This window comes from Stutzerimonas stutzeri (genome assembly GCF_000219605.1).
GTDB lineage: Bacteria > Pseudomonadota > Gammaproteobacteria > Pseudomonadales > Pseudomonadaceae > Stutzerimonas > Stutzerimonas stutzeri.
In genome coordinates, this window is the sequence record NC_015740.1 from 2,099,627 (window position 1) to 2,122,763 (window position 23,137).

22 protein-coding genes and 3 tRNA genes are annotated in these 23,137 nt (G+C 62.8%); 13 read left to right on the forward strand and 12 right to left on the reverse strand.

The genetic code is table 11. The features are described from left to right. The first annotated feature begins 12 nt into the window (after positions 1-12). The 6 genes from gacA to PSTAB_RS09890 all read left to right on the forward strand — a co-directional run bounded on the left by gacA (position 13) and on the right by PSTAB_RS09890 (position 3,732). Positions 13-657 carry a response regulator transcription factor GacA gene (gene gacA, locus PSTAB_RS09865; RefSeq protein WP_003284948.1) on the forward strand — a complete coding sequence of 215 codons (645 nt, stop codon included), beginning with the start codon at positions 13-15 and terminating at the stop codon, positions 655-657. Further along, entirely contained in the window at positions 657-2,480 is a 1,824-nt protein-coding gene (gene uvrC, locus PSTAB_RS09870; RefSeq protein ID WP_013982771.1) for an excinuclease ABC subunit UvrC, read from the forward strand. Before gacA ends, uvrC begins: the two co-directional genes overlap by 1 nt. A 34-nt stretch (positions 2,481-2,514) precedes the next feature. Next, positions 2,515-3,072, forward strand: a complete 558-nt coding sequence (pgsA, locus tag PSTAB_RS09875; protein WP_013982772.1) for a CDP-diacylglycerol--glycerol-3-phosphate 3-phosphatidyltransferase — start codon at positions 2,515-2,517, stop codon at positions 3,070-3,072. A gap of 69 nt (positions 3,073-3,141) precedes the next feature. Next, positions 3,142-3,217, forward strand: a tRNA-Gly gene (locus PSTAB_RS09880). A gap of 46 nt (positions 3,218-3,263) precedes the next feature. Further along, positions 3,264-3,337 (forward strand) — tRNA-Cys (locus PSTAB_RS09885). Between the two features lie 149 nt (positions 3,338-3,486). Then, positions 3,487-3,732: a hypothetical protein gene (locus tag PSTAB_RS09890; protein WP_011913223.1), complete on the forward strand. Its 246-nt coding sequence runs from the start codon at positions 3,487-3,489 to the stop codon at positions 3,730-3,732. Here the strand turns inward: PSTAB_RS09890 and PSTAB_RS09895 are convergent, their stop codons facing one another. From PSTAB_RS09895 to PSTAB_RS09905, 3 genes are all read right to left on the reverse strand, one after another. After that, the gene (locus PSTAB_RS09895) at positions 3,733-3,915 is read right to left on the reverse strand and encodes a PLDc N-terminal domain-containing protein (protein ID WP_017245094.1); all 183 of its coding nucleotides are present in this window, start codon (positions 3,913-3,915) and stop codon (positions 3,733-3,735) included. It lies immediately after the preceding gene. Between the two features lie 520 nt (positions 3,916-4,435). Further along, complete coding sequence (arsB, locus tag PSTAB_RS09900; RefSeq protein ID WP_013982775.1) at positions 4,436-5,518, reverse strand: ACR3 family arsenite efflux transporter; 1,083 nt, start codon at positions 5,516-5,518, stop codon at positions 4,436-4,438. Positions 5,519-5,566: 48 nt separating this feature from the next. Continuing rightward, entirely contained in the window at positions 5,567-6,640 is a 1,074-nt protein-coding gene (locus tag PSTAB_RS09905) for an ArsO family NAD(P)H-dependent flavin-containing monooxygenase (protein ID WP_041771934.1), read from the reverse strand. Positions 6,641-6,856: 216 nt separating this feature from the next. On the opposite strand from PSTAB_RS09905, the gene PSTAB_RS09910 reads away from it, so the two are divergent. The 6 genes from PSTAB_RS09910 (at position 6,857) to arsJ (ending at position 11,158) form a co-directional block, all read left to right on the forward strand. Continuing rightward, positions 6,857-7,213: a metalloregulator ArsR/SmtB family transcription factor gene (locus tag PSTAB_RS09910; RefSeq protein ID WP_011913229.1), complete on the forward strand. Its 357-nt coding sequence runs from the start codon at positions 6,857-6,859 to the stop codon at positions 7,211-7,213. Between the two features lie 39 nt (positions 7,214-7,252). Then, positions 7,253-7,966 (forward strand): arsenical resistance protein ArsH, encoded by a 714-nt coding sequence (gene arsH, locus PSTAB_RS09915; protein ID WP_011913230.1) that lies wholly within the window; start codon positions 7,253-7,255, stop codon positions 7,964-7,966. 18 nt (positions 7,967-7,984) lie between these two features. Continuing rightward, positions 7,985-8,479: a phosphatase domain-containing putative toxin gene (locus tag PSTAB_RS09920; RefSeq protein WP_013982777.1), complete on the forward strand. Its 495-nt coding sequence runs from the start codon at positions 7,985-7,987 to the stop codon at positions 8,477-8,479. A 10-nt stretch (positions 8,480-8,489) separates the two neighbouring features. Continuing rightward, complete coding sequence (locus PSTAB_RS09925) at positions 8,490-8,816, forward strand: YnfA family protein (protein WP_013982778.1); 327 nt, start codon at positions 8,490-8,492, stop codon at positions 8,814-8,816. 26 nt (positions 8,817-8,842) lie between these two features. Then, positions 8,843-9,853, forward strand: coding sequence for an ArsJ-associated glyceraldehyde-3-phosphate dehydrogenase (locus PSTAB_RS09930; protein ID WP_013982779.1), 1,011 nt, complete (start codon positions 8,843-8,845; stop codon positions 9,851-9,853). Positions 9,854-9,943: 90 nt separating this feature from the next. Further along, positions 9,944-11,158: an organoarsenical effux MFS transporter ArsJ gene (gene arsJ, locus PSTAB_RS09935; protein ID WP_013982780.1), complete on the forward strand. Its 1,215-nt coding sequence runs from the start codon at positions 9,944-9,946 to the stop codon at positions 11,156-11,158. Positions 11,159-11,192: 34 nt separating this feature from the next. Here the strand turns inward: arsJ and PSTAB_RS09940 are convergent, their stop codons facing one another. The 9 genes from PSTAB_RS09940 to PSTAB_RS09980 form a co-directional block, all read right to left on the reverse strand. Then, positions 11,193-12,446, reverse strand: coding sequence for an alginate export family protein (locus tag PSTAB_RS09940; protein ID WP_013982781.1), 1,254 nt, complete (start codon positions 12,444-12,446; stop codon positions 11,193-11,195). Positions 12,447-12,587: 141 nt separating this feature from the next. Next, positions 12,588-12,767, reverse strand: coding sequence for a hypothetical protein (locus PSTAB_RS09945; protein WP_013982782.1), 180 nt, complete (start codon positions 12,765-12,767; stop codon positions 12,588-12,590). Positions 12,768-12,900: 133 nt separating this feature from the next. Next, positions 12,901-13,593, reverse strand: coding sequence for an RES family NAD+ phosphorylase (locus tag PSTAB_RS09950; protein WP_041771731.1), 693 nt, complete (start codon positions 13,591-13,593; stop codon positions 12,901-12,903). Further along, positions 13,593-13,997 (reverse strand): antitoxin Xre-like helix-turn-helix domain-containing protein, encoded by a 405-nt coding sequence (locus PSTAB_RS09955; protein WP_013982784.1) that lies wholly within the window; start codon positions 13,995-13,997, stop codon positions 13,593-13,595. Before PSTAB_RS09955 ends, PSTAB_RS09950 begins: the two co-directional genes overlap by 1 nt. Positions 13,998-14,221: 224 nt before the next feature. Next, a tRNA-Leu gene (locus PSTAB_RS09960) sits at positions 14,222-14,308 on the reverse strand. A gap of 89 nt (positions 14,309-14,397) precedes the next feature. Continuing rightward, entirely contained in the window at positions 14,398-16,677 is a 2,280-nt protein-coding gene (locus tag PSTAB_RS09965) for an ATP-dependent DNA helicase (protein WP_013982785.1), read from the reverse strand. Further along, positions 16,674-18,311, reverse strand: coding sequence for a VRR-NUC domain-containing protein (locus tag PSTAB_RS09970; RefSeq protein WP_013982786.1), 1,638 nt, complete (start codon positions 18,309-18,311; stop codon positions 16,674-16,676). Before PSTAB_RS09970 ends, PSTAB_RS09965 begins: the two co-directional genes overlap by 4 nt. Before the next feature lie 135 nt (positions 18,312-18,446). Beyond that, on the reverse strand, positions 18,447-19,835 hold the full coding sequence (hemN, locus tag PSTAB_RS09975; RefSeq protein ID WP_011913241.1) for an oxygen-independent coproporphyrinogen III oxidase: 1,389 nt from the start codon (positions 19,833-19,835) through the stop codon (positions 18,447-18,449). A 215-nt stretch (positions 19,836-20,050) separates the two neighbouring features. After that, positions 20,051-21,670: a methyl-accepting chemotaxis protein gene (locus PSTAB_RS09980; RefSeq protein ID WP_013982787.1), complete on the reverse strand. Its 1,620-nt coding sequence runs from the start codon at positions 21,668-21,670 to the stop codon at positions 20,051-20,053. A 603-nt stretch (positions 21,671-22,273) separates the two neighbouring features. Between PSTAB_RS09980 and galU the strand changes: the two genes are divergently transcribed. Then, a complete protein-coding gene (galU, locus tag PSTAB_RS09985) occupies positions 22,274-23,113 on the forward strand; it encodes a UTP--glucose-1-phosphate uridylyltransferase GalU (RefSeq protein WP_013982788.1) in 840 nt (279 codons plus the stop codon). Positions 23,114-23,137 lie beyond the last annotated feature (24 nt).

A 23,137-nucleotide genomic window follows, 5' to 3' on the forward strand; every position in this document is an offset into this window, starting at 1 on the left:
TGAGGTGTCTGCTTGATTAGGGTGCTGGTGGTCGATGACCACGATCTGGTTCGTACGGGCATCAGTCGCATGCTGGCGGACATCTCCGGCCTTCAGGTGATAGGTCAGGCGGATTCCGGTGAAGACGCGATCCGCAAGGCTCGGGAACTCAAGCCCGATGTGGTGCTGATGGACGTCAAGATGCCGGGCATCGGTGGCCTGGAGGCGACCCGAAAGCTGCTGCGCAGCTACCCTGACCTCAAGGTCATTGCCGTTACCATCTGCGAAGAAGATCCGTTCCCTACGCGGCTGCTGCAGGCCGGGGCGGCGGGTTATCTGACCAAGGGCGCGGCCCTGGAAGAGATGGTGCAGGCCATTCGCATGGTGTTCGGCGGCCAACGCTACATCAGCCCGCAGATTGCCCAACAGCTGGCGCTCAAGTCGTTCCAGCCCCAGCTCAGCGAATCGCCGTTCGATCTGCTTTCCGAACGGGAAATCCAGATCGCGCTGATGATCGCCAATTGTCAGAAGGTGCAGAGCATCTCCGACAAGCTCTGCCTGTCGCCGAAAACGGTGAACACCTACCGCTATCGCATCTTCGAAAAGCTGTCGATCACCAGTGATGTCGAGCTGGCCCTGCTGGCGGTCCGCCACGGGATGGTCGACACCGTCAACTGATGACAGAAGCCTTCGATTCCTCGGCGTTCCTGGCCGCCTGCAGCGGCCGGCCGGGCGTCTATCGCATGTTCGACGCGCAGGCCAAGCTGCTCTATGTCGGCAAGGCGAAGAACCTGAAAAAGCGCCTGGCCAGCTATTTCCGCAAGACCGGGCAGGCACCCAAGACCGCTGCGCTGGTGGCCAAGATCGCGCAGGTCGAGACCACCATCACCGCCAACGAAACCGAGGCGCTGCTGCTTGAGCAGACGCTGATCAAGCAGTGGCGGCCGCCGTATAACATCCTGCTGCGCGACGACAAGTCCTATCCCTATGTCTTCCTCTCGGCCGGCGAGTTTCCCCGGTTGAGCATCCATCGCGGTGCCAAGAAGGAACCCGGGCGCTATTTCGGCCCCTATCCGAGCGCCGGAGCTATTCGCGAAAGCCTGAGCCTGCTGCAGAAGGCCTTCTTCGTGCGGCAATGCGAGGACAGCTATTTCCGCAACCGCACCCGACCCTGCCTGCAGTACCAGATCAAGCGCTGCAAGGCGCCTTGCGTGAAGCTGGTCGATCCGCAGGAGTACGCCGAAGACGTGCGTCACTCGGTGATGTTCCTCGAGGGCCGCAGCAACGCCCTGGCCGAGGAACTGTCGCGCAACATGGAAAAGGCGGCGATGAACCTGGACTTCGAGCGCGCCGCCGAGATTCGCGACCAGATCGGCATCCTGCGCCGTGTGCAGGATCAGCAGAGCATGGAAGGTGGTTCGGGCAACGTGGATATCGTCGCCGCAGTGGTCAGCCCAGGCGGCGCTTGCGTGCACCTGATCACCGTACGTGGCGGCCGCGTGCTGGGCAGCAAGAACTTCTTTCCGCAGGTGGCCATCGAGGAAAGTGTCAGCGAGGTGCTGCAGGCCTTTCTGGAGCAGTACTACCTTGGCGCTACGGAACGCGACCTGCCGAGCGAGCTGATCGTCAATGCCGTGCACGAGGATTTCGCCACGCTGATCGACGCCATTTCCGAGCTGCGCGGCGTGGAACTTACCATCACCCATCGCGTACGCGCGACGCGGGCGCGCTGGCAGCAACTGGCGCTGACCAACGCCGAGCAGGCCCTGGGCGCGCGGCTGGCCAATCGTCAGCATCTGTCGGCGCGCTTCGAGGCGCTGGCCGAAGCGCTGGAACTCGATGAGCCGCCGATGCGGCTGGAGTGTTTCGACATCAGTCATTCCAGCGGTGAAGCGACCGTCGCCTCCTGCGTGGTGTTCGGCCCCGAAGGCCCGCTGAAATCCGATTATCGGCGCTACAACATCGAGGGCGTGACCGCTGGCGACGACTATGCAGCGATGCATCAGGCGCTTTCCCGGCGTTTTCGCAAGGCGGCAGAGGGCGAGGGCAAGCTACCGGACATCCTGCTGGTCGACGGTGGCAAGGGTCAGCTCAATATGGCCCGCGAGGTGCTGGAGGAACTGGCCGTGCCGGAACTCATCCTGCTTGGCGTGGCCAAGGGGGTCACCCGCAAGCCGGGCCTGGAAACTCTCTATCTGAACGACGCCGCGCATGAGTTCACGCTGCCGGCCGACTCGCCTGCGCTGCACCTCATCCAGCAGGTGCGCGACGAAGCGCATCGTTTCGCCATCACCGGCCATCGCGCTCGCCGCGGAAAAGCCCGGCGCACTTCGACGCTGGAGGACGTTCCGGGCATCGGACCCAAACGCCGCCGCGAACTGCTCACGCATTTCGGCGGTCTTCAGGAACTGTGCAGGGCCAGCCTCGACGAGATCGCCAAGGCGCCCGGCATCAGTAAAAAGCTGGCCGAGTCGATTTATGCGGCTCTGCACAGTGAGTAAACTGTCCCCCGAATTCCGCCGATCAGTGGTACCGATGAATATCCCGAACCTGCTCACCGTTCTGCGCGTGCTGCTGATACCCATCTTCATCCTGCTTTTCTATCTCCCGTTCTACTGGAGCTACCTGGCCGCCAGTGCCGTGTTCACCATCGCGGCGCTTACCGATTGGCTCGATGGCTATCTGGCGCGCCGGCTGGAGCAGAGCACGCCGTTCGGCGCCTTTCTCGACCCTGTCGCCGACAAGCTGATGGTGGCGGTCGCCCTGGTGCTGCTGGTGGAAGAGCATTCCAACCTCTGGCTGACACTGCCAGCCGCCATCATCATCGGCCGCGAGATCGTCGTCTCGGCACTGCGGGAGTGGATGGCCGAGCTCGGTGCCCGCGCACAGGTCGCGGTGTCGAATCTCGGCAAATGGAAGACCGCGGCGCAGATGGTGGCGCTGGTGATCCTGCTGGCCAATCCGCCGCAGCCGACAATATGGGTCGGCATGGGGTACGCATTGCTCATCGTCGCGGCAGGGTTGACGCTGTGGTCGATGATCAATTACCTGATGGCTGCCTGGCCGCACCTGAGCACTACGGAAAAGAAATAAAAACTTTTTTAATCAAAGGGTTGACGGCAGCTTTCGATCGTATAGAATGGCGCCCGTCACCAAGACAACGCGGGAATAGCTCAGTTGGTAGAGCACGACCTTGCCAAGGTCGGGGTCGCGAGTTCGAGTCTCGTTTCCCGCTCCAGTTTGTAAGATCGCGCCGCAGAAATCATGCGGCGCCTTCGTTTTGAGGCCGGTTGGCAGAGTGGTTATGCAGCGGATTGCAAATCCGTGTACGCCGGTTCGATTCCGACATCGGCCTCCATATTGAAGAGCCCCAAGCAATTCGTTGCTTGGGGCTTTTTCTTTTGCGTCCCAGGACGCGCGGCCACCGGTACTGCCAGTGAGTGGCGGCAAGCGATTCCGCCGCTGCTATCTATACTGCATGGGCGCATCTCGCTCAGGAGAATAGCCATGCGACGCCTCTCAGCCTTTGCCTTCGCGATTCTGTTCAGCTCGCCACTGCTGGCGATGCATTGCCCCATGGACATGGCCAAGATCGACGAACTGCTCAAGACCAACCCACCGAAAGACGCGGCCACCCTGCAGCAGGTGCGCGAACTGCGCGCCGAAGGTGAGCAGTTGCATCAGGCCGGCAAGCACGCCGATTCGGTACGCGTACTGGGACGAGCGCTGTACCTGCTGGGTCAGAAACCCTGATCAGCGGACGCGGCGAACGCCAACCAGCAGCCAGAACAGCAGGCCCAGTACTGGGAAGAGGGCGATACCGATCGCCCAGAGCGCCTTTGCGCCCACGCTTCGCTCGCTTTTGAACACGCTGATGATCGCCAGCAAGTTCAGCGCGATGAGCGCCACCGCGGCTGCGATGGCCAGGTAAGTCATCGAATCGGACACTTCACATTTCTCCTGATGGCTCAGTTTATGAGGCCGCGAACCGTGCAGGAGGGTTCCGTGCCGTTAAATGCATCAAATGATGCGATGTGCGAGGCCCGGTTCTAGGTTCAGCCCAGCAGCTGCTGGAGTTCGTCGCTGCTGGGCACCTTGTCCTCGAAGAGGGGCGCCGGCGTGCGCATGCCCCCCGGGCATCTCAAGCTGATATTCCAGACCGAGGCGACGTGCCACTGCTTCGGTATTGGCAATGAGCTACTGGCACTTGGCACAGCCGGAACCGTTTATCGTCGTCCTCACATCAGTGGTGCATAGACCACCACCAACGTGCAGTACACCACCTCTTTTTTGGGTGCGCCGCACCGTGTGAATCACCAGCATGTTCGGCAGGGGCAGCGCAGGGCCGGCGAGCAAAATCGCCAGTGCTCCGAAGGCCTTCGACGATTGGCACTCCTGTCAGCGTGGAAAAGCACATGAAGGTGCCAGTAGTTAAGCGAGGAGGGTAAGCGCAGGGCTATGTTCGGTTAGCCGTCAGCGCGCGGTTGTACCAGTCGCGGCTGCGATTGACGCTGCGCACCAGCCAGAGCATCACCGGCACCTCGATCAGCACGCCGACCACCGTGGCCAGTGCGGCACCTGAGTTGAAGCCGTAGAGCACGATGGCGACGGCCACCGCCAGCTCGAAGAAATTCGAGGCGCCGATCATGGTCGACGGCCCGGCCACATCGTGGCGCACCTGGAAGCGGCGATTGAGCCAATAGCCCAGCCCGGCGATCAGCAGCGTCTGCAGCAGGATGGGCACGGCCAGCATGGCGATGATCAGCGGCTGGGCGACGATGGCCTTTCCCTGGAAGGAGAACAACAGCACCAGGGTGGCCAGCAGCGCAACGATGGAGAATGGTTGCACTCTTGCCAGGGCGGCGTGGAATGCCTCTTCGCCGCGCTTGAGCAGGCGCGCGCGAATGATCTGGGCGATCGCCAGCGGGATGACGATGTACATCACTACCGAGAGCAGTAGCGTGTCCCAAGGCACTGGAATCGAAGACACACCGAGCAGCAGTGCGACGATCGGGGCGAAGGCGAACACCATCACCACGTCGTTCAGTGCGACCTGGGTCAGGGTGAAGTTGGCGTTGCCGTTACAGAGGTTGCTCCATACGAAGACCATTGCGGTGCAGGGCGCCGCGCCCAGTAGGATCAAGCCGGCCATGTAACTGTCCAGTTCGGCGGCCGGAAGCCAGGGCGCGAAGACCTGTTTGATGAACAGCCAGCCCAGCAGCGCCATGGTGAACGGCTTGATGGCCCAGTTGACGAAGAGCGTGATGCCCATGCTCGCCCGCTGCGCGTAGACCTCCCGCAGGGCGGAGAAGTCGATCTTCATCAGCATGGGGATGATCATCACCCAGATCAGCAGGCCGACCGGGATGTTCACGTGGGCCACTTCCAGGGCGCCCACGGCCTGTGCCGCAGCGGGCATGCCAAGCCCGAGCAGCGTGCCGACAATGATGCAGAGGAATACCCAGAGGGTGAGGTAACGCTCGAAGAAGCCCAGTGGCGCCCCGGCCTGCTTGCTGGTCACTTCGCATTGAGTGGACATCTGGAACCGTACCTTTTCTTTCTGTAGGTGGTGGGTTGTGTCGCCGCGCTAGCGGGATTGTGCGGACAGCGCTTCGACCACTTCGTCGACCGTACTTCGGGCGCTGCGCGTAACGCCGATCAGCGTGGCAGATGCCGTGCCGGTCCACTCGCCGTAGCCGACCAGCCAGAGATTGGGCTGTTTCACGGCTCGGGTCCCTGCTACCTGCACCTTGCCGTCGGCCTCCACCAGCCCGCACAGGTGAAGATGATCGAGCGCCGGGCGAAAGCCGGTGCACCAGACCACCGCATCGAGGCGAGTCTGACGGCCGTCCGCCCATTCGACGGCAGTTTCGTGCAAGCGCACAAACGGCGGTTGCGCTACCAGCACGCCACGTTCCCGCGCGTCGAGCACCGAGGGCACCATGACGATATCGCCGAAGCCGCCGGGCAGGTCATCGACGCTGCGGCCCTCCTGCTGAGCCTTCCAGCGCGCGGTTGCACGCTCGAACAGCACGCGACCATCGACCTCATCGGGAAGGAATGCCGGTGGGTCCTGAGTGACCCATATGGTTTCGCCGACCTTCGAGAGTTCCGCCAGGATCTGCGCGGCGGAATTGCCGCCGCCGACCACCATCACGCGCTTGCCGGAGAAGGGCGCAGGGTCCCGGTAGTACGCTGAATGCAATTGCAGCCCCTGGAACGCCTCGCGCCCCGGATAGTCCGGAATGAAAGGCTTGCTCCAGGTGCCGGTCGCACTGATTACTGCCCGGGCCAGCCAGCGCCGATCGCCGGCCTGAACCTGCCATAGATCGTCTACGCGGCTGATCGCATCGACATGAACCGGGCGCTGAATGGGAAAGCTGTAGCGGGTCTCGTAGCGTTGCAGGTAGTCGATCACATCGTCGCGCGACGGATTGCCCGGTTCGACGGGGGTGGGCATCGGCCAGCCGGCGGTCGAACTCCAGGCCGCCGGTGAGAACAGCCTCAACGAATTCCAGGCGTGGAGCCAGGCGCCACCCGGGGCGGGTTGATCGTCCAGCAGCAGGTAGGAAAGCGCCGTACGCCGCATGAAGTACGCGGTCGCCAGGGCCGACTGCCCGGCGCCGATGATGATCACATCGAGCACATGGGGGGCTGACATCAGCAGACTTTCATCCAAGACATTCGGTTCGCCTTATATACGAACTTGGGAATATACGCGGATTGCATTACGCCGAGCAAATTCGCCACGCCAGGGGGTGCCTTCAGTACCTGTGCGCAACCTGCGCTTTACTCGCATATGCGTTAAGCAATATATTCGCCGACGCATACGTTTCGCGATCATCAACCGATCGGCAAGCGTCAGAAGGGTATTTTCGTGATCGAGCACCTGACACCTACCACCGTATTCAAATGCCTGGCTGACGAGACTCGCGTGCGCATCGCCTTGCTCATCGCCCGCGAAGGCGAGTTGTGCGTGTGCGAGCTGACCTGCGCGCTGGATGAAAGCCAGCCGAAAATTTCCCGTCACCTGGCGATGCTGCGCAGCTGCGGCATGCTGGAAGATCGCCGTCAGGGACAGTGGGTCTATTACCGTCTCCATCCGCATCTGCCTGACTGGGTCACGGACATGCTGCAACCGATTCTGGCTGCCAACAAGAACTGGCTGAGCGACAACGTGCAGCGTCTGGAGCGCATGCGCAATCGTCCCGAGCGGGCGACGGTGTGTGGCTGAATCGCATCGTTCACTCGCCACAATTTTCAGGATTACCCCATGCACGACGACCTACCCAACATCGATCCAGCGCTGCTCGATCTACCGGATCTCGCCAAGCTGGGCCTCCCAGACGGGCCTGCGCACAAGCCGCGCATCCTGCTGCTCTATGGCTCCAACCGGGAGCGCTCCTACAGTCGCTTGCTGGTTCAGGAAGCGGCGCGGCTGCTGGAGCGTTTCGGTGCCGAGACGCGCATCTTCAATCCATCCGGATTGCCACTGCCGGACGATGCACCTGACAGCCATCCGAAGGTCCAGGAACTGCGCGATCTGATGCAGTGGTCGGAGGGGCAGGTGTGGTGCTCGCCGGAACGGCATGGCTCGATGAGCGCAGTGTTCAAGGCCCAGATCGACTGGGTGCCGCTGGCCATGGGCGCGCTGCGCCCGACTCAGGGCAAGACGCTGGCGATCATGCAGGTCAGCGGCGGCTCGCAGTCATTCAATGCGCTCAATCAGATGCGCGTGCTGGGTCGCTGGATGCGCATGCTCACCATCCCCAACCAGTCCTCAGTGGCCAAGGCCTATCTCGAGTTCGACGAGGCAGGGCGTATGAAGCCCTCGGCCTATTACGACCGCGTGGTGGATGTGATGGAGGAGCTGATCAAGTTCACCCTGCTGGTACGCGGTCGCGCCGATTACCTGGTCGACCGTTATTCGGAACGCAAGGAGTCGGCCGAAGCGCTGTCCCGTCGCGTCAATCAACGCTCAATCTGACTTCCAGGAATCGCCCGCGTGTCCCATCCCTACGACATCCTCGATGTACCCGGCTGTGCCGGTCAGCTGATCTTCACGCCGTGTCCCGGCAGCAAGGGCAGCAGCCTCGACGAGGCGCTGGCCACGCTGCAGGCGGCTGGTGCCGAAGCAGTGATCACCTTGATGCCCGCCGAAGAACTGGCCCGTAACGACGCGAGCCAGCTGCCGCAACTCTGTGCCGAACGCGACCTCGAGTGGTTTCACCTGCCCGTGGCCGACGAACAGGTGCCGCTGGCGGACTTCGATCGAGCCTGGGAAGGGGCGGCAGCTCGGATCCATGAGTTGCTGGATGCCGGCAAGCGCGTCGCCATTCACTGCAAGGGTGGTTCAGGTCGTACCGGACTGATCGCAGCACGCATCCTGGTCGACCGCGAAGTGCCGCGCGCGACCGCCATCGCCTGCGTCCAGGCGCTTCGCCCCAAGGCTATCCAGCATCCGGCGCATGTCGGCTGGATCGAACGCTTCGGCGCATGACGGGCCTCTCATGCTGAATACGCTCGGCTTGTTCGTCATTACCGCGATAGCGGAGATCGTTGGCTGTTATCTGCCGTACCTCTGGCTGAAACAAGGCAAGAGTATCTGGTTGCTGGTTCCGGCGGCGCTTTCCCTGGCGCTGTTCGCCTGGCTGCTGTCACTGCACCCCACCGCCGCCGGGCGGGTCTACGCCGCCTACGGTGGCGTTTACGTCGCTGTCGCACTGGTCTGGCTGTGGCTGGTCGACGGGGTTCGCCCCACCGGGTGGGACCTGCTCGGCTGCGCCGTGGCGTTGCTGGGCATGGCGATCATCATGTTCGCGCCGCGCAATCTCTGATCCATCATTTCAGGAGCGAGTCATCCATGAGCATAAAAGTAGGCATCAACGGTTTCGGCCGCATCGGTCGCCTGGCCCTGCGTGCGGCCTGGGATTGGCCGGAGCTGGATTTCGTGCAGATCAACGATCCGGCCGGCGATGCGGCCGCCCATGCGCACCTGCTCAATTTCGACTCTGTGCATGGCCGCTGGCAGCACGAGGCGAGCGCCGACGGCGACTGCCTGGTCATCAACGGCCAGCGTGTGAAGGTCAGCGCCAACAAGGCGATCGCCGACACCGATTGGTCGGGCTGCGATCTTGTCATCGAGGCGAGCGGCAAGATGAAGACCGTTGCGGTGCTGCAGCAGTATCTGGAGCAGGGGGTCAAGCGCGTGGTGGTCAGCGCGCCGGTAAAGGAGGCGGGCGCGCTGAACGTCGTCATGGGCGTCAATGACGGCCTGTACGATCCGGCGCAGCACCGCATCGTCACCGCGGCGTCCTGCACCACCAACTGCCTGGCACCGGTGGTCAAGGTGATCCATGAGCACCTGGGCATCCGCCACGGTTCGATCACCACCATCCATGATCTGACCAATACGCAGAGCATTCTTGATCAGCCACACAAGGATCTGCGCCGCGCCCGCGCCTCGGGCATGAGTCTGATCCCCACCACCACCGGCTCGGCCACGGCGATCGCCGAGATATTTCCCGAGCTGCGCGGCAAGCTGAACGGCCATGCCGTGCGCGTGCCGCTGGCCAATGCCTCGCTCACCGACTGCGTGTTCGAAGTGGAGCGCGCTACCGATGCCGCCGAGGTGAACCGGCTGCTCAAGGCCGCCGCAGAGGGCGAGCTGAAAGGCATCCTCGGGTATGAGGAGCGGCCGCTGGTTTCCATCGATTACCGCACCGACCCGCGCTCGTCGATCATCGATGCGCTGTCGACCATGGTGGTCAACGGCACGCAGGTGAAGATCTACGCGTGGTACGACAACGAGTGGGGCTACGCCAACCGCACCGTTGAACTGGCGCGCAAGGTCGGGCTCGTCGACGTCCGGTAGGGCAGGTTACATCCCCTTAGGGAGGGTTGCAGCCCGCCCTGAGGGTTCGCGCCTGTATCAGTGATCCGTACACATCTTCGAGCCGCCGCCATGCACGCTCTCCAACGTCTCGCGCCGGAAATCCGCCAGTACCTGGTGGTGACCGGTAACTACTGGGCCTTCACACTCACCGACGGCGCATTGCGCATGTTGGTAGTGCTGCACTTCCATGCGCTGGGCTACTCGCCCTTGCAGATCGCCGCGCTGTTCCTGTTCTACGAAATATTCGGCGTCGTCACCAACCTGATTGGCGGGTACCTCGGCGCGCGGCTTGGTCTGAACCGGACGATGAACCTCGGCTTGGCGCTGCAGGTCGCGGCCCTGCTGATGCTCACCGTACCGGCCTCATGGCTGACCGTGCCCTGGGTAATGGGTGCGCAGGCGCTTTCCGGCATCGCCAAAGACCTGAACAAGATGTCCGCCAAGAGCTCGATCAAGCTGTTGGTACCCGACAGCCAGCAGGGCACGCTCTATAAGTGGGTCGCGATTCTCACCGGCTCGAAGAATGCCCTCAAGGGCGTAGGTTTCTTCCTTGGCGGCGCGCTTCTTACGCTGCTGGGGTTCGCCGGTGCGGTTCTCTCGATGGCTGCCGTACTGGCGCTGGTCTGGCTGGCCAGTCTGGTGCTGCTGAAAAAGGATCTCGGCAAGGCCAAGGCCAAGCCCAAGTTTCGCGACATCCTGTCCAAGAGTCGCGCGATCAATGTGTTGTCCGCGGCGCGCCTGTTCCTGTTCGGCGCGCGAGACGTGTGGTTCGTGGTGGCCTTGCCGGTGTATCTGAGCGCGGTTTTCGGCTGGGACTTCTGGATGGTCGGCGGCTTCCTTGCGTGCTGGATCATCGGTTACGGCATTGTCCAGTCGGTCGCACCGGCGATCACCGGCAAACGCAGTGGCAAGGTCCCGGATGGTCGGGCGGCATGCCTATGGGCAGCTTCGCTGGCGGCATTGCCTGCGGCAATTGCGATCGGGCTGGCGACGGCTGCGTCGCCACAGTGGGTGCTGATCGGAGGATTGATGTTGTTTGGCATGCTGTTTGCGGTGAATTCATCGCTGCACAGCTATCTGATCGTCAGCTACGCCAAGGAGGACGGTGTCTCACTGGACGTGGGTTTCTACTACATGTCCAACGCCCTGGGGCGGCTGGTGGGCACGCTGCTCTCGGGTTGGGTGTTCCAGGCCTACGGCCTGCAGGCTTGCCTGTGGGTGTCGTCCCTTTTCGTAGTGCTCGCCGCGCTTATCTCTCTGTGGTTGCCGCGACACGACGGCTAGGGCAGGGCGGGCGCCGAGCACCCGCCTGACATGATCAATAGCTGTACTGCAGCTGCGCCCAGAGCTTCTCGGTATCCACCGAGTAATCATCGGCGTCGTAGCCGGCGTACTTGACGGTGGCCACCAGTCCTTTGGCCAGCGGGATGGCATGGCTGTAGGCGACGTTGATCTCCTCGCCGTATTGCTGGCTGCCGCGTTCGGCGCGGAAATCGTGGTACCAGGCCTGCAGCGTTCCACCGAACAAAGGCAGAGTGCCGCCGAGATAGACATCCTGCACACCGTCCGCAGGCGTCAGCAGGAAGGCATCGGCCCAGCCCTGAAAGGCGTGCTTGGTAGCCAATGGCGTCTGGAAGGCCCGATTGCCCGGCCCCGAGTCGCCACCCAGGACTTCCACGCCCGCTTTCAGAGTCGCACCCTTGAGGGCATAGCCCAGTTCGGCCAGGTAGTACTCACTGCTCAGCTCCTGAGGATTGCCGGCGTAGTCCTGCTGGCGTGCATATTCAAGCGCATAGCTGATGCCGTGGAGGGCACCATTCAGACGCAGGCCGGTGGTCTTGCTGGACAGGGTGCCGAGCGCGGCGGTGGGTGCGCTAGCGATGTTGTCCAGTCCCAGCAGATAGCTGTAGGCGGTGGCCGTCAGCTCCGGTGAGTGCGCGTAGCGGGCGTTGAACAGATGGCTGTGGCCTTCGATATTGGCCGGGTTGGCGCGATTGTCGAAACGGTTGTCGTCCGGGCCGAAGATCGTGTTGATGTTATCGATGTAGGCGTAGGTCAGCATCAGCTTGTCGAGCGGTTGCAGCTGGCCCAGCACGCCGTCGTAGGTCTGCTCGTTCTGGCGCCAGGCGACACCACCAACGAAGCGTTGATTGTCCAGATTGATCCGCTGCCGCCCGACCACAGCATTGCCGAGCGCATGGTCGTACCGCAGCAGCGCCTGATTGATCTCGCTGCCGTCGGGGTCCGGAACGGTCGAATAGTCGGTCTGGCCGTTGCGTGTGCTGTTGTACGCCGCGTCGCCCAGGCGGCTGACGTTGTCGGCCTCGACCAGCGCGGACAGGCCATACCACTGACCGGTCTGGAAGCCGATGCGGGTGCGCAGCGTCTGCGCATTGGCATGTTTCAGCGCGTTGTCCTGGTCGATGTGCTCGTAGCGATAGCGCAGATCCAGAATCGGCTTGGCATCGGTGAACAGATCGCTGAAGTTCTCGCCGGCGAGGATCGCCGGACTGCAGAACAGCCCGACGCTAAGCAGGCAGGGTGTCAGATGATGTGGACGCAGCTTTCTCATGTGTTGCTCCCTTGGTTGGCATCGGAGCGAACGATAGGCTGCTTACTATTTTTGCCACAGCAGTCAAGGCTGAAAAAATGCTCTGCCGCGGGCATTGCAGCCCGCTTCGGGCTGCATGTGGCTCAGAAGTCAGCGTTTCGCTTAATGCGCAATGGCAGCTTTCAACATGCCGATATCGGTTGCGGCACGCTGGATCAGCGCCGCAGCGTTCGGCCCCGTTTTTTCCTGCCCGCTGCGACGACCACGACGCCAGTGCGCCATCGGCTGCAGTGCGCTGATATCCGAACGGGTTACCAGTTCTTCGAGTGATCGCTTGCTCATCGTCGCGTCCTCACATCGTCTGTTCGGGGGAGCGTCCGTGCGCCGTGGGGGAGTCCTTGAGCAAAGGATGCGCGGCGTTTGTTACAGCTGGTTGGCAGTGCCGCACGTGCGGACGAGCGGCGCCGGGGTGGGCCTACGGCGAAACCTCGCCGATGGCGCTCACACTGGTAATGCCGGCGTTCCAGATCATCTCGTAATGAGCGGTCTGGACAATGGAGAGCACATTGCGCGGCGTCATGAGCGCCCAGCAATGCTGGCCAGGCTTGCGCACCGAGCGGTAGCGCAGACCTGCAAAGCCGTCCTGCCGGAGCTGACGACCGAACTGGCGCGCCGCGGAATAATCGCTCGGATCGTAGATCGGGTCGGTCAGCGCGACGGTCGTGGCATCCAGCAGGCCTGCCTCGTCGAATTGGCACGACAATCCGCGAAAGACGAAGCGCTCGAAGTTCAGACCCACCACGCCGGACCAGTACAGTTCCTGGTGATGGCGCACTTCGGCCAGGGCCGTTTCCATGCTGTCGGCCAGGTAGAGCACGCCGTAACTGCCATCGCTGAAACGCGAGCCTGAGGGATTCACATGGGTGAACGGAGCGGTGGCATAGGAGCAGCCGGGAATGCCGAACGGGATCTCGTCGCGGGGAATCAGCTCGAGTCGGCCGGTCTCGTTGTGCAGGCGCGGGTTCGTCAGGGCCTGGAGCTGATAAAGCATGTCGAACTCATCGGCGTCGGCCACGTCATCGAACAGCTCGATGGGCGGAAACTTCGAGTTCACCAATCGATACGCCTGCAGCTTCGCCGGTGGCCGAATCGGCAGCCGCTTCGGCACTACCACTGCGCGCCCCGCAGGCTGTCGATCCGCCGAAATGTCTCGTACAGCGAAATCATGTCGCCCTGCGCCATGACCGCCAGCGGTGAACGGCCGTTGAAGAACTCGTTGTGATTGGGCATTCCAGGGAAACCGTAGGTGTTCTCCGGATTATCGAAGATCAGTCGCAGAGCGGCGTGGATATTGAGGATGAAACTGATGCGCTGCATCTGATCCGGATCCAGGCTCACCGACCAGTCGGCATTACGCAACTTGGCGCGCGCATGAGTGCTGCGGGAGATACGCAGAATTCGACAGGCCTGTTCAGTCGTGGCCTGCCATTTGTCCAGAATATTCACCGCAGCGCGCAATCCAGTTGTGCATTGATCCTTGGAAAAAGCGGCTACTTGAAGGCTGGCTGACATCGCAATGGTTCCGACAGTTTGTTTCTGTAGATACAGATTAGCACAAATTTATTCTACAGATTTATAGAGACGCCGATATTGTCCGCAACTTAACGCCCAACAAACGTGAAGGGCTTGAAGTACGCACAATCGAGCGCAACCGATCTTTGAGCGGCTGATGGGATATACAGGAGGGATATTCGAATGGGCTGCGCCGGCGCCAGTTGCTGGAACCAACGGAAGTTTGGTGCCCGGAGCGGGGGTCGAACCCGCATACCCTTTCGGATGAGGGATTTTAAGTCCCTTGCGTATACCAATTTCGCCATCCGGGCGTAGGCTGCGTCGCAGCGCGCCGATGGGGAATCGGCGGCGCAGGACTATAACCAGCCTCCGAGGCCCACGCAACCAGAACGACCGGCGTTCAACCACCAGAACTGCCAGACAAGGCCCACCACCCGGGCAGCAGGCGACGCACCTGCGGACGGCCAAAACGATCGTCGATCAGATGCACGACGCCCTCGTCCTGCTGTGTGCGGATCACTCGGCCGGCGGCCTGCACGACCTTTTGCAAACCAGGGTAGAGATAGGTGTAGTCGTAACCGTGGCCGCGCCCGAACAGCTCGTCGAGCCGTATCTTGAATTGTTCGTTGACCGGGTTGACCTGCGGCAGGCCAAGGGTCGCGACGAAGGCACCGATCAGGCGCTGGCCGGGCAGGTCGATACCTTCGGCGAAGGCGCCGCCAAGCACGGCGAAACCGATGCCTTCGCTGTGTTCGGTGAAGCGATCGAGAAAGGCATTGCGCGCCGCTTCCTGCATGCCGCGGGTCTGCTCCCAGAAGGGTACGTCCGGGCATTGCTCGCGCAGCAGCGCGGCGACCTGTTGCAGGTAATCGAAGCTGCTGAAGAAGGCCAGGTAGTTGCCGGGCCGCTCGCGGTACTGACGGGCAATCAGTTCGACCACGGCGCCCAGCGAGGCCTGCCGGTGCTGATAACGGGTCGAGACATGCTCGGCCAGGCAGACGCGCAGTTGCCGGCTTTGGAACGGCGACTCGACATCGATCCAGGCACTGCCGGCGGGCAGGCCCAGCATGTCGGCGTGGAACCTGCGCGGGCTCAGCGTGGCGGAGAACAGCACGCTGGAACGCGCCTGCGCCAGGCGGGGAGCCAGAAAGGGGGCGGGAACCACATTGCGCAGGCAAAGGATCGAACGACGGGCCTTGCTGCGAGCAGTCGCCGGCAACAGGCTGATGTCGAACAGAGAGTGTTCACCGAACAGCTCGGCGACACGGCAGAAATGCATGGCGTCGAAATAGGCCCGTTGCAGTTCCGCATCCAGCCCTGCGGGTTGCTCGCCCAGATAGTCGGTGATGGCGCTGACCGCCTGTTGCAGCGCGCCCAGCAGCTTGAGCGGCAACTCCGGTTGCACCTGGTAGTCCGCCAGCTGCTCGCGATGCAGCTCGTTCCAGCAGCGCTGCACGCGCCCCAGCGGCCGCTTCAAGGGTGCTGGCGCCTGGCTGGCGAGGCCGGCGAAGGCGCGCTGATCGAGCTCGGCGCTGTACATGCCACGTGCCCGGTCAATCAGGTTGTGCGCCTCGTCCACCAGCAGGCAGATGCGCCAGTCGTTGGCCAGCGCCAGGCCGTGGAGGAGGGCGCTGCTATCGAAGTAGTAGTTGTAGTCACCGACCACCACGTCCGCCCAGCGTGCCAGCTCCTGGCTGAGGTAATAGGGACAGACCTGATGGGCAAGCGCCGCTTCGCGCAGGGCCGCCTGGTCGAGCAGGGCCTGCCCCAGCGCGGCGGCCCGCGCCGCGGGCAGGCGGTCGTAAAAGCCGCGGGCGAGCGGGCAGGATTCGCCATGACAGGCCTTGTCCGGGTGTTCGCAGGTCTTTTCGCGCGCCACCAGCTCCAGTACCCGCAGTCCATGGTTGGCGTTGCGTTGCAGCGTCTGCAGCGCATCCAGTGCCAGGCGTCGACCGGACGTCTTGGCGGCCAGAAAGAACAGCTTGTCCAGCCGCTGCCCCGGAAATGCCTTGAGCTGCGGGAACAGGGTGCCAAGCGTCTTGCCGATGCCGGTAGGCGCCTGCGCCATGAGCGTGGTGCCCGTGCAGGCAGCCTTGTACACCGCCTCGGCCAGTTGCCGCTGGCCGGTACGAAAGTCGTCGTGGGGAAAGCGCAGGGCGGAAAGTGCCTGGTCGCGCGCAGCGCGGTGGGCCATTTCCTGTGCGGCCCAATCGATGAACGCCTGACACTGGGTCTCGAAGAACACGCGCAGCTGTGCTGCGGTGTGACGCTCGACGAACAGCGTTTCCTTGTGGCTGGTGACGTCGAAATAGACCAGTGCCAGTTCGAGTTCATCGAGCCCGCGTGTCTGACACAGCAGCCAGCCATAGATCTTCGCCTGCGCCCAGTGCAACTGGCGATGATTGGCGGGCTGGCGTTCCAGGTCGCCGCGAAAGGTCTTGATCTCTTCCAGGCGATTGCGCGCCGGGTCGTAGCCATCGGCACGGCCGCGCACGCTCAGTTGCCCGTATTGCCCCTCCAGGGCGATCTCGCGCTCGTAGCCATCGCCACGCCTGGCGGTGACCTGGGCGTGCCCGGCGATGCCTTCCAGCGCGGTGGGCGAGGGCGTGAAGCGCAGATCCAGATCGCCGACCTTGGCCGTGAATTCGCAGAGCGCGCGCACCGCGACCCGATAGCTCACGCCATGGCCTCGGCCCACTGGACATGGCAGACCGCAATGGGCAGACCGTGCTGATGGGCGTAGTCGATCCAGCGCTTCTGGTTGTCCTGCAGGCGATCGCCCGGGCCCTTCACTTCGATCATGCGATAGCGGCGCGCTTCCGGCCACAGCTGGATCAGATCCGGCAGGCCGGTGCGATTGCCAGTGACGTCCGCCAGGATGCGCTGGAACAGCAGCTTCAGGTGCGCGGCGGGAATGCAGTCCAGCGCCTGCGCCAACAGTTGTTCGTCGAGCAGGCCCCAGGTGACGAACGCGTTATGAATGCCGAGCTTCGCCTGGAAGGTGCGCCAGATGCAGTCACGGTAGTCGTCGCTGTCGAGGCAGGCCAGGCAGGCGGCGAACAGATCGGCGCGGCGCTGGTGGAAGTCCGCGCGGTTCAGGTCGGCCGGCGCCCAGTGGAACGGGTGAAAGAACGCGCCCGGCAACGGCGCGAAGATCGCGTCCCAGCAGAGTAGGCCGAACAGCGAGCCGACCAGGGCGTTCTCCACGTAATACACCGGCGCATCCGGCCTCGTCAGATGCTCGCGCACCGCCTGCTCGACGCTGCAGGTAGGCCTCGGCAGGACCAGATCGAGCTGTTCCGGCTTGCGGCTGCGTGCACGTTCGGTCGGAATGCCCAGGCTGCGCTGCAGACGTGGGAGGATGCGCTGCAGCTGCTGCACTTCATGTTCGCTTTCCGGCGCGGCCCGGGCCTGAAGCAACAGATCCAGCGCGGCCGCTGGCTGGCCGCCGCGCTCCAATACACGAATTGCCCGCTCACGCGCACCGGGATAACCGTTGGACGCGTGCACGCGCAAGGCGTCGTCGAGCTGGCCGAGCCGTTCGAACTGCTGACCGATGCGCAGCAGCAGTTTGCCGCGGCGGCTTTCCAGCCAGGCATTGCCGAACGGCGCGGCCGGTACAGCCGCCAGTATCTCCGCCAGCGGCTCGCCGGCATCGAAGCGCTCGCGACAGCGATGCAGATGCAGGTAGGCGTCCAGCTCGGCACGCGAACTGAACGCTCGTGAGGCGGGGGAAAAGGACACCTGCTCGTAGCGATAAACGCCCAGATCAGCCAGCACGAACTCCGACCAGTCCTGATGGATATTGCCGAAGAACAGCAGGCGCAGCCGCTCGCAGAGTTCGTCGATGCACAGGCTGTACACCGCGTCCTCGGAGCCCGCCCACCATTGCCCGAAGGGCTTGGCCAAGTCATGGTCGGCGCGCAGCCTTTCGAACAGCTCGGCCTTGCGCAGGCCGGCCGAGTTCGTGACGCCGAACAGCTGCAGCAGTTCGCCCTTGGTCAGCAGGCCGAACAGCTGTTCCAGCGTCAGCTCACGCTCGGCATCGATCCAGCCCTGCTCGATCAATGGCGCTGCCGCCCGACGTGGACAGCCGATCTCCCCGTAGTGCAGTTTGCTGGCGCGGAACAGCGCGCCCTTGCGCATCACCATGCGCACCAGCAATGCCTGGGACGCCTGCGGCAACAGAGCGAAACGCCCGATGAAGGCGCGTTCGGCGTCGTCCAGCAGGTCGCCATGATGCTGGTCCACCCAGGCCAGGACCTGCTGAAAGTTGTCGAGATAGTAGAAGGAGTTTTCCAGGGCCTGACGCATCGCACATCCGGTAAAACTGGGGCGCGGGCGGCCCGCTCGAAAGCTGGCTATTTATACAGTTCGAGCGGTATTTGGCAATGGCCGGTGATCAGCGGAAGGGGCGGCGTGGGCGTCGCCCCGGACGCGATGGAAGGATCAGACGGTGCGCGAGAAGCGCCCGCGCTGCTCGCCACCGAGATAGGCATCGAAAGCCATGGCGACGTTGCGCATCATCAGCTGCCCCTGCGGCAGCAGAATCAGCGCATCGTCGCGCAGCTCCACCAGACCATCGGCGACCGGCTCGGCCAGTTTGGCCAGCGAGTCGGCAAAATAGCTGCGGAAGTCGATGCCGTGCTTCTGTTCGATCTGCCGGTAATCGATACGCCCATGGCACATCAACGAGACGATCACATCGCGGCGCAGCCGATCGTCGTCGCTCAGCTTGTAACCACGGTGCACCGGCAGCATGCCGTCGTTCAGTCGCGCGTAGTACTGCGAGAGCTCCTTGACGTTCTGGCTGTAGCTGTCGGCGACCTTGCCGATGGAGGAAATGCCCAGCCCGATCAGGTCGCAGTCGGCATGGGTGGAGTAGCCCTGGAAGTTGCGCTGCAGAGTGCCGTTGGCGCGGGCCAGGGTCAGCTCGTCCTCGGGTAGCGAGAAGTGGTCCATGCCGATGTAGACGTAGCCAGCCGCGGTCAGGCGCTGAATGGTCAGCTCCAGCAGTTCCAGTTTGCGCTCGGGCGGCGGCATGTCCTCGGGGCGAATCAGCTTCTGCGCGCGCACCAGATCCGGCAGGTGCGCGTAGCTGTACGCGGCGATGCGGTCCGGGCGGATGTCGATGATCTTGCTCAGCGTGGCATCGAAGCTGGCGACGGTCTGCAGGGGCAGGCCGTAGATCAGGTCGACGCTGACCGACTTGAAGCGCGCATCACGGGCGGCCTGGACCAGTTCGCGGGTCTGCTCCTCGGTCTGGATGCGGTTGACGGCGATCTGCACCTGCTCGTCGAAGTCCTGCACGCCGAAGCTCAGGCGGTTGAAGCCGAGCTTGCGCAAGCCGTGGATCTGCTCCGGGGTGACGGTGCGCGGGTCCACCTCAAGGGAGAACTCGTGGCTGTCGCTGTCATCCATGTTGAACGCCTGATGCAGGCTCGCCATCAGGTCGGCCAGCTGTTCGCTGGTGAAATAGGTCGGTGTGCCACCGCCCAGGTGCAGCTGGGTCAGCTTGCGCGAGCGGTCGAACAGCGCACCCTGCATGGCGATCTCGCGCTTGAGGTACTCGAGGTACTCGACGGCGCGCTCGGTCTTGTGGGTGATGATCTTGTTGCAGGCGCAGTAGTAGCACAGGCTCTTGCAGAACGGGATGTGGATGTACACCGACAGCGGCTTGGGCGGCTGCGCCTGATTGCTGCGCGCAGCGGCAGCGCGGTAGTCGTCCTCGGCGAAGGCCTGATGGAACTGCGGGGCAGTAGGGTAGGACGTGTAGCGTGGACCGGGACGGTCGTATTTCTCGACCAGGGCCCGGTTGAAGCTCGGCAGTTGGTCCATTGTTCGTTTCACCTAAGGGTTGAATTCGGAGCCGGAAGCGGAACGCGGTGCCACCCTCGGGTGTTTCCGGCTCAGGCAGGTCATGGGCGCGAATTATGGACGATCAGGCCTCATGCGCCGACTGTCTCAGATCAAGAATAGCGCCCCGCACCGCACCGCTGGGCGGGATGCAGGGCGCAGAAGACGCGAGACCGCGGCTGGCCTCGCGTGCGTGCTCAGAGCTTGAACTGGCCGACCAGACGGTTCAGTTCGGTAGCCAGGCGCACCAGTTCATCGCTGATCTGCGAGGTTTGTGCCGCGTCGGCCGAGGTGGTGTCGGCAATGCGGCTGATGGTGGTGATGTTGCGGTTGATCTCCTCGGCCACCGCACTCTGCTGTTCGGCAGCCGTGGCGATCTGGGTGTTCATCTCGTTGATGGTGCCCACTTCGTTGGCAATCACGCTCAGGCTCTGTGCGGCTTTCTCGACGCACTGCGAGCCGGAACGCGCACGCAGCTGCGCCTCCTTCATCGCCTGTACCGCGTTGCGCACGCCGCTTTGCAGCTGCTCGATCATGGCCTGAATTTCTTCGGTGGACTTCTGCGTGCGCGAGGCGAGGGTACGCACCTCGTCAGCCACCACCGCGAAGCCGCGGCCCTGTTCGCCGGCGCGGGCTGCTTCGATCGCGGCGTTCAGCGCCAGCAGGTTGGTCTGCTCGGCGATGCCGTTGATCACGCCGAGCACCATGTCGATGCTGGCGCTGTCGCTCTCGACCCGCTGGATCACCTCGGCGGCCTTTTCGATTTCGGCGATCAGCACTTCGATACCATCCAGCGCTTCGCTGGCGACCTTCACGCCGGCCTTCGATTCATTGTCCGCTCCGGTGGAAGCAGTTGCCGTATGGCTGGCGTTGCGCGCCACTTCCTGCACGGTGGCACTCATCTCGTTCATCGCCGAGGCGACCAGATCGGTCTCGCTGCGCTGGTCGTTGACCGCGGCCAGGGTCTTTTCCGCGACATGGGAGACGCGTTCGGACACATCGGTGAGCTGGTGCGTGACCCCGGCGACTGCTTCCAGGCTATGGCGGAACTTGCCGATCATGCGGTTGAAGGCATCGCCCATGGCGCCGATTTCATCCTTTGCACCGACCGCGACACTGCGGCTGAGGTCCTCGTCTTCGGCCATGCTGTCCATGGTGTGGCGCATGGCGTTGATACGACGCAGGATCACATGGCGGACGGTCATGCACATCACCACCACGCCGACAATCAGCAACAACAACTGGATCGCGCCGCTGACGAGGATATTGCGGTCGACCTCCTGATCCAGCGCCTTGAGGTCGTAGCTGATGCGCACGGCGCCCATGACGGCGTTCTCGGCGACCTGGTGGCAGGTCAGGCAGTTGGTTCCGCGGTAGTCGGCATGGGCAAGGATCGGGTTGATCACGGTCAGCACCCGGCCGCCATCCTTCTTGTCGACCTGAATGATCGACTCGCCCGTCAACGCCTGACGATCGAGCGCGTCGGCAGGCGCCTGATGCGCGTAACCGGGACCGAACACCTTGGTCACTTCATCGCCTCGGATGATGCGCGCATCGATGACGCCGGGGCGTGCCAGGATCTTGTTTCGCAGCACCTCGCGCTGCGCCATGGTACCGGTCAGCATCATGGTGTTGATGCTGTCGAAGTACGAGTCGGCGGCATCCTTGGTCTGCTGCTCGACCACCTGCAGAACCAGCCGCTTCTCCGTGCTGGCAGCGATGAACAGCGAGGCCGACATGATCGCCACCAGCACCAGCACCAGCGCCAGGTTGATCTTCGTCTGCACGGACATTTGTCGAGGGGCGGAGTTGTTCATGGTTTTCCTTAGTACTACTGCCACGCGGAAGGTAGCTGTCACTGCACTCTTGTTTTATTGGTTTCCCATGACGACGCAGCAACGAGCTGGGCGATCTGAAGCTCGTATCGGCTAGTAGCGTGGATTCTTGAAACTTCGAAGCCGGTGCTAGCCTTGCGCCATTATGGCGCGCGCTATGGTATTGCTTTCCGAAGAATGTGAACCACGTCGCTCGACCAATGACGGAGCAAATGCAGCTTTCACTGACTCAGGTCATGATTTCGAGGGCAGGGGCGGCGGTCCTAGTTGGCATCTTGCTGTAACCGCGCACTGCTAAAGAACAGAAGCGGCGTCATGCATCACGCCGGTGCAAACGGGCATGAGACATAGCGCCGCTTTACAGAATGGCAAAGCGATATTAGCGTTGCCGACCCGTCTGGCAGGCGTTTGGAAAAGACGTCAGTGAACGGGCATCTTTTCTGCATTCCTCCGTTGCGTTCGCTGCGAACCCCTTATGAAAACGATGGTCGTAGGCTCTACGCCGGCAAGACCGGGCAACACCGCAAGGCAGCTGCTGTTCCTACAAGCAGTGCATCGATTGGAACCTTCATTTCAAGGACTCACATGATCAAGAAATGCCTTTTTCCCGCTGCCGGATATGGCACCCGTTTTCTCCCCGCAACCAAGGCCATGCCCAAGGAAATGCTGCCGGTGGTGAACAAGCCGCTGATCCAGTACGGGGTAGAGGAGGCGCTGGCGGCAGGGCTCACGCAGATCGCCATGGTCACCGGGCGCGGCAAGCGCTCGCTCGAAGACCACTTCGATATCAGCTATGAGCTCGAGCATCAGATTCGCAACACCGACAAGGAAAAGTACCTCGTCGGTATTCGTCGCCTGATCGACGAGTGCAGCTTTTCCTACACCCGTCAGGTGGAAATGAAGGGGCTGGGCCACGCGATTCTCAGCGGCCGTCCGCTGATCGGTGACGAGCCGTTCGCCGTGGTGCTGGCAGACGACCTGTGCATCAACCTCGATGGCGACCCGGTGCTGGCGCAGATGGTCAAACTGTACAACCAGTTCCGCTGCTCGATCGTGGCGATCCAGGAAGTACCGCCGGAAGAAACCAGCAAGTACGGCGTGATTGCCGGCGAGATGATTCGCGACGACATCTTCCGCGTCAGCCACATGGTCGAAAAGCCCAAGCCGGAAGACGCCCCGTCGAACCTGGCGATCATCGGCCGTTACATCCTAACCCCGGACATCTTCGAGCTGATCGAGCAGACCGAGCCGGGCAAGGGCGGTGAAATCCAGATCACCGACGCGCTGATGAAGCAGGCAAAGGACGGTTGCGTGCTGGCCTACAAATTCAAAGGACAGCGTTTCGACTGCGGTAGCGCCGAGGGTTACATCGAGGCGACCAACTTCTGCTACGAGAACTTCTACCTCACCGGTAAGGCGTTCTGATCCAGTCGGGCCACCTCAGGGTGG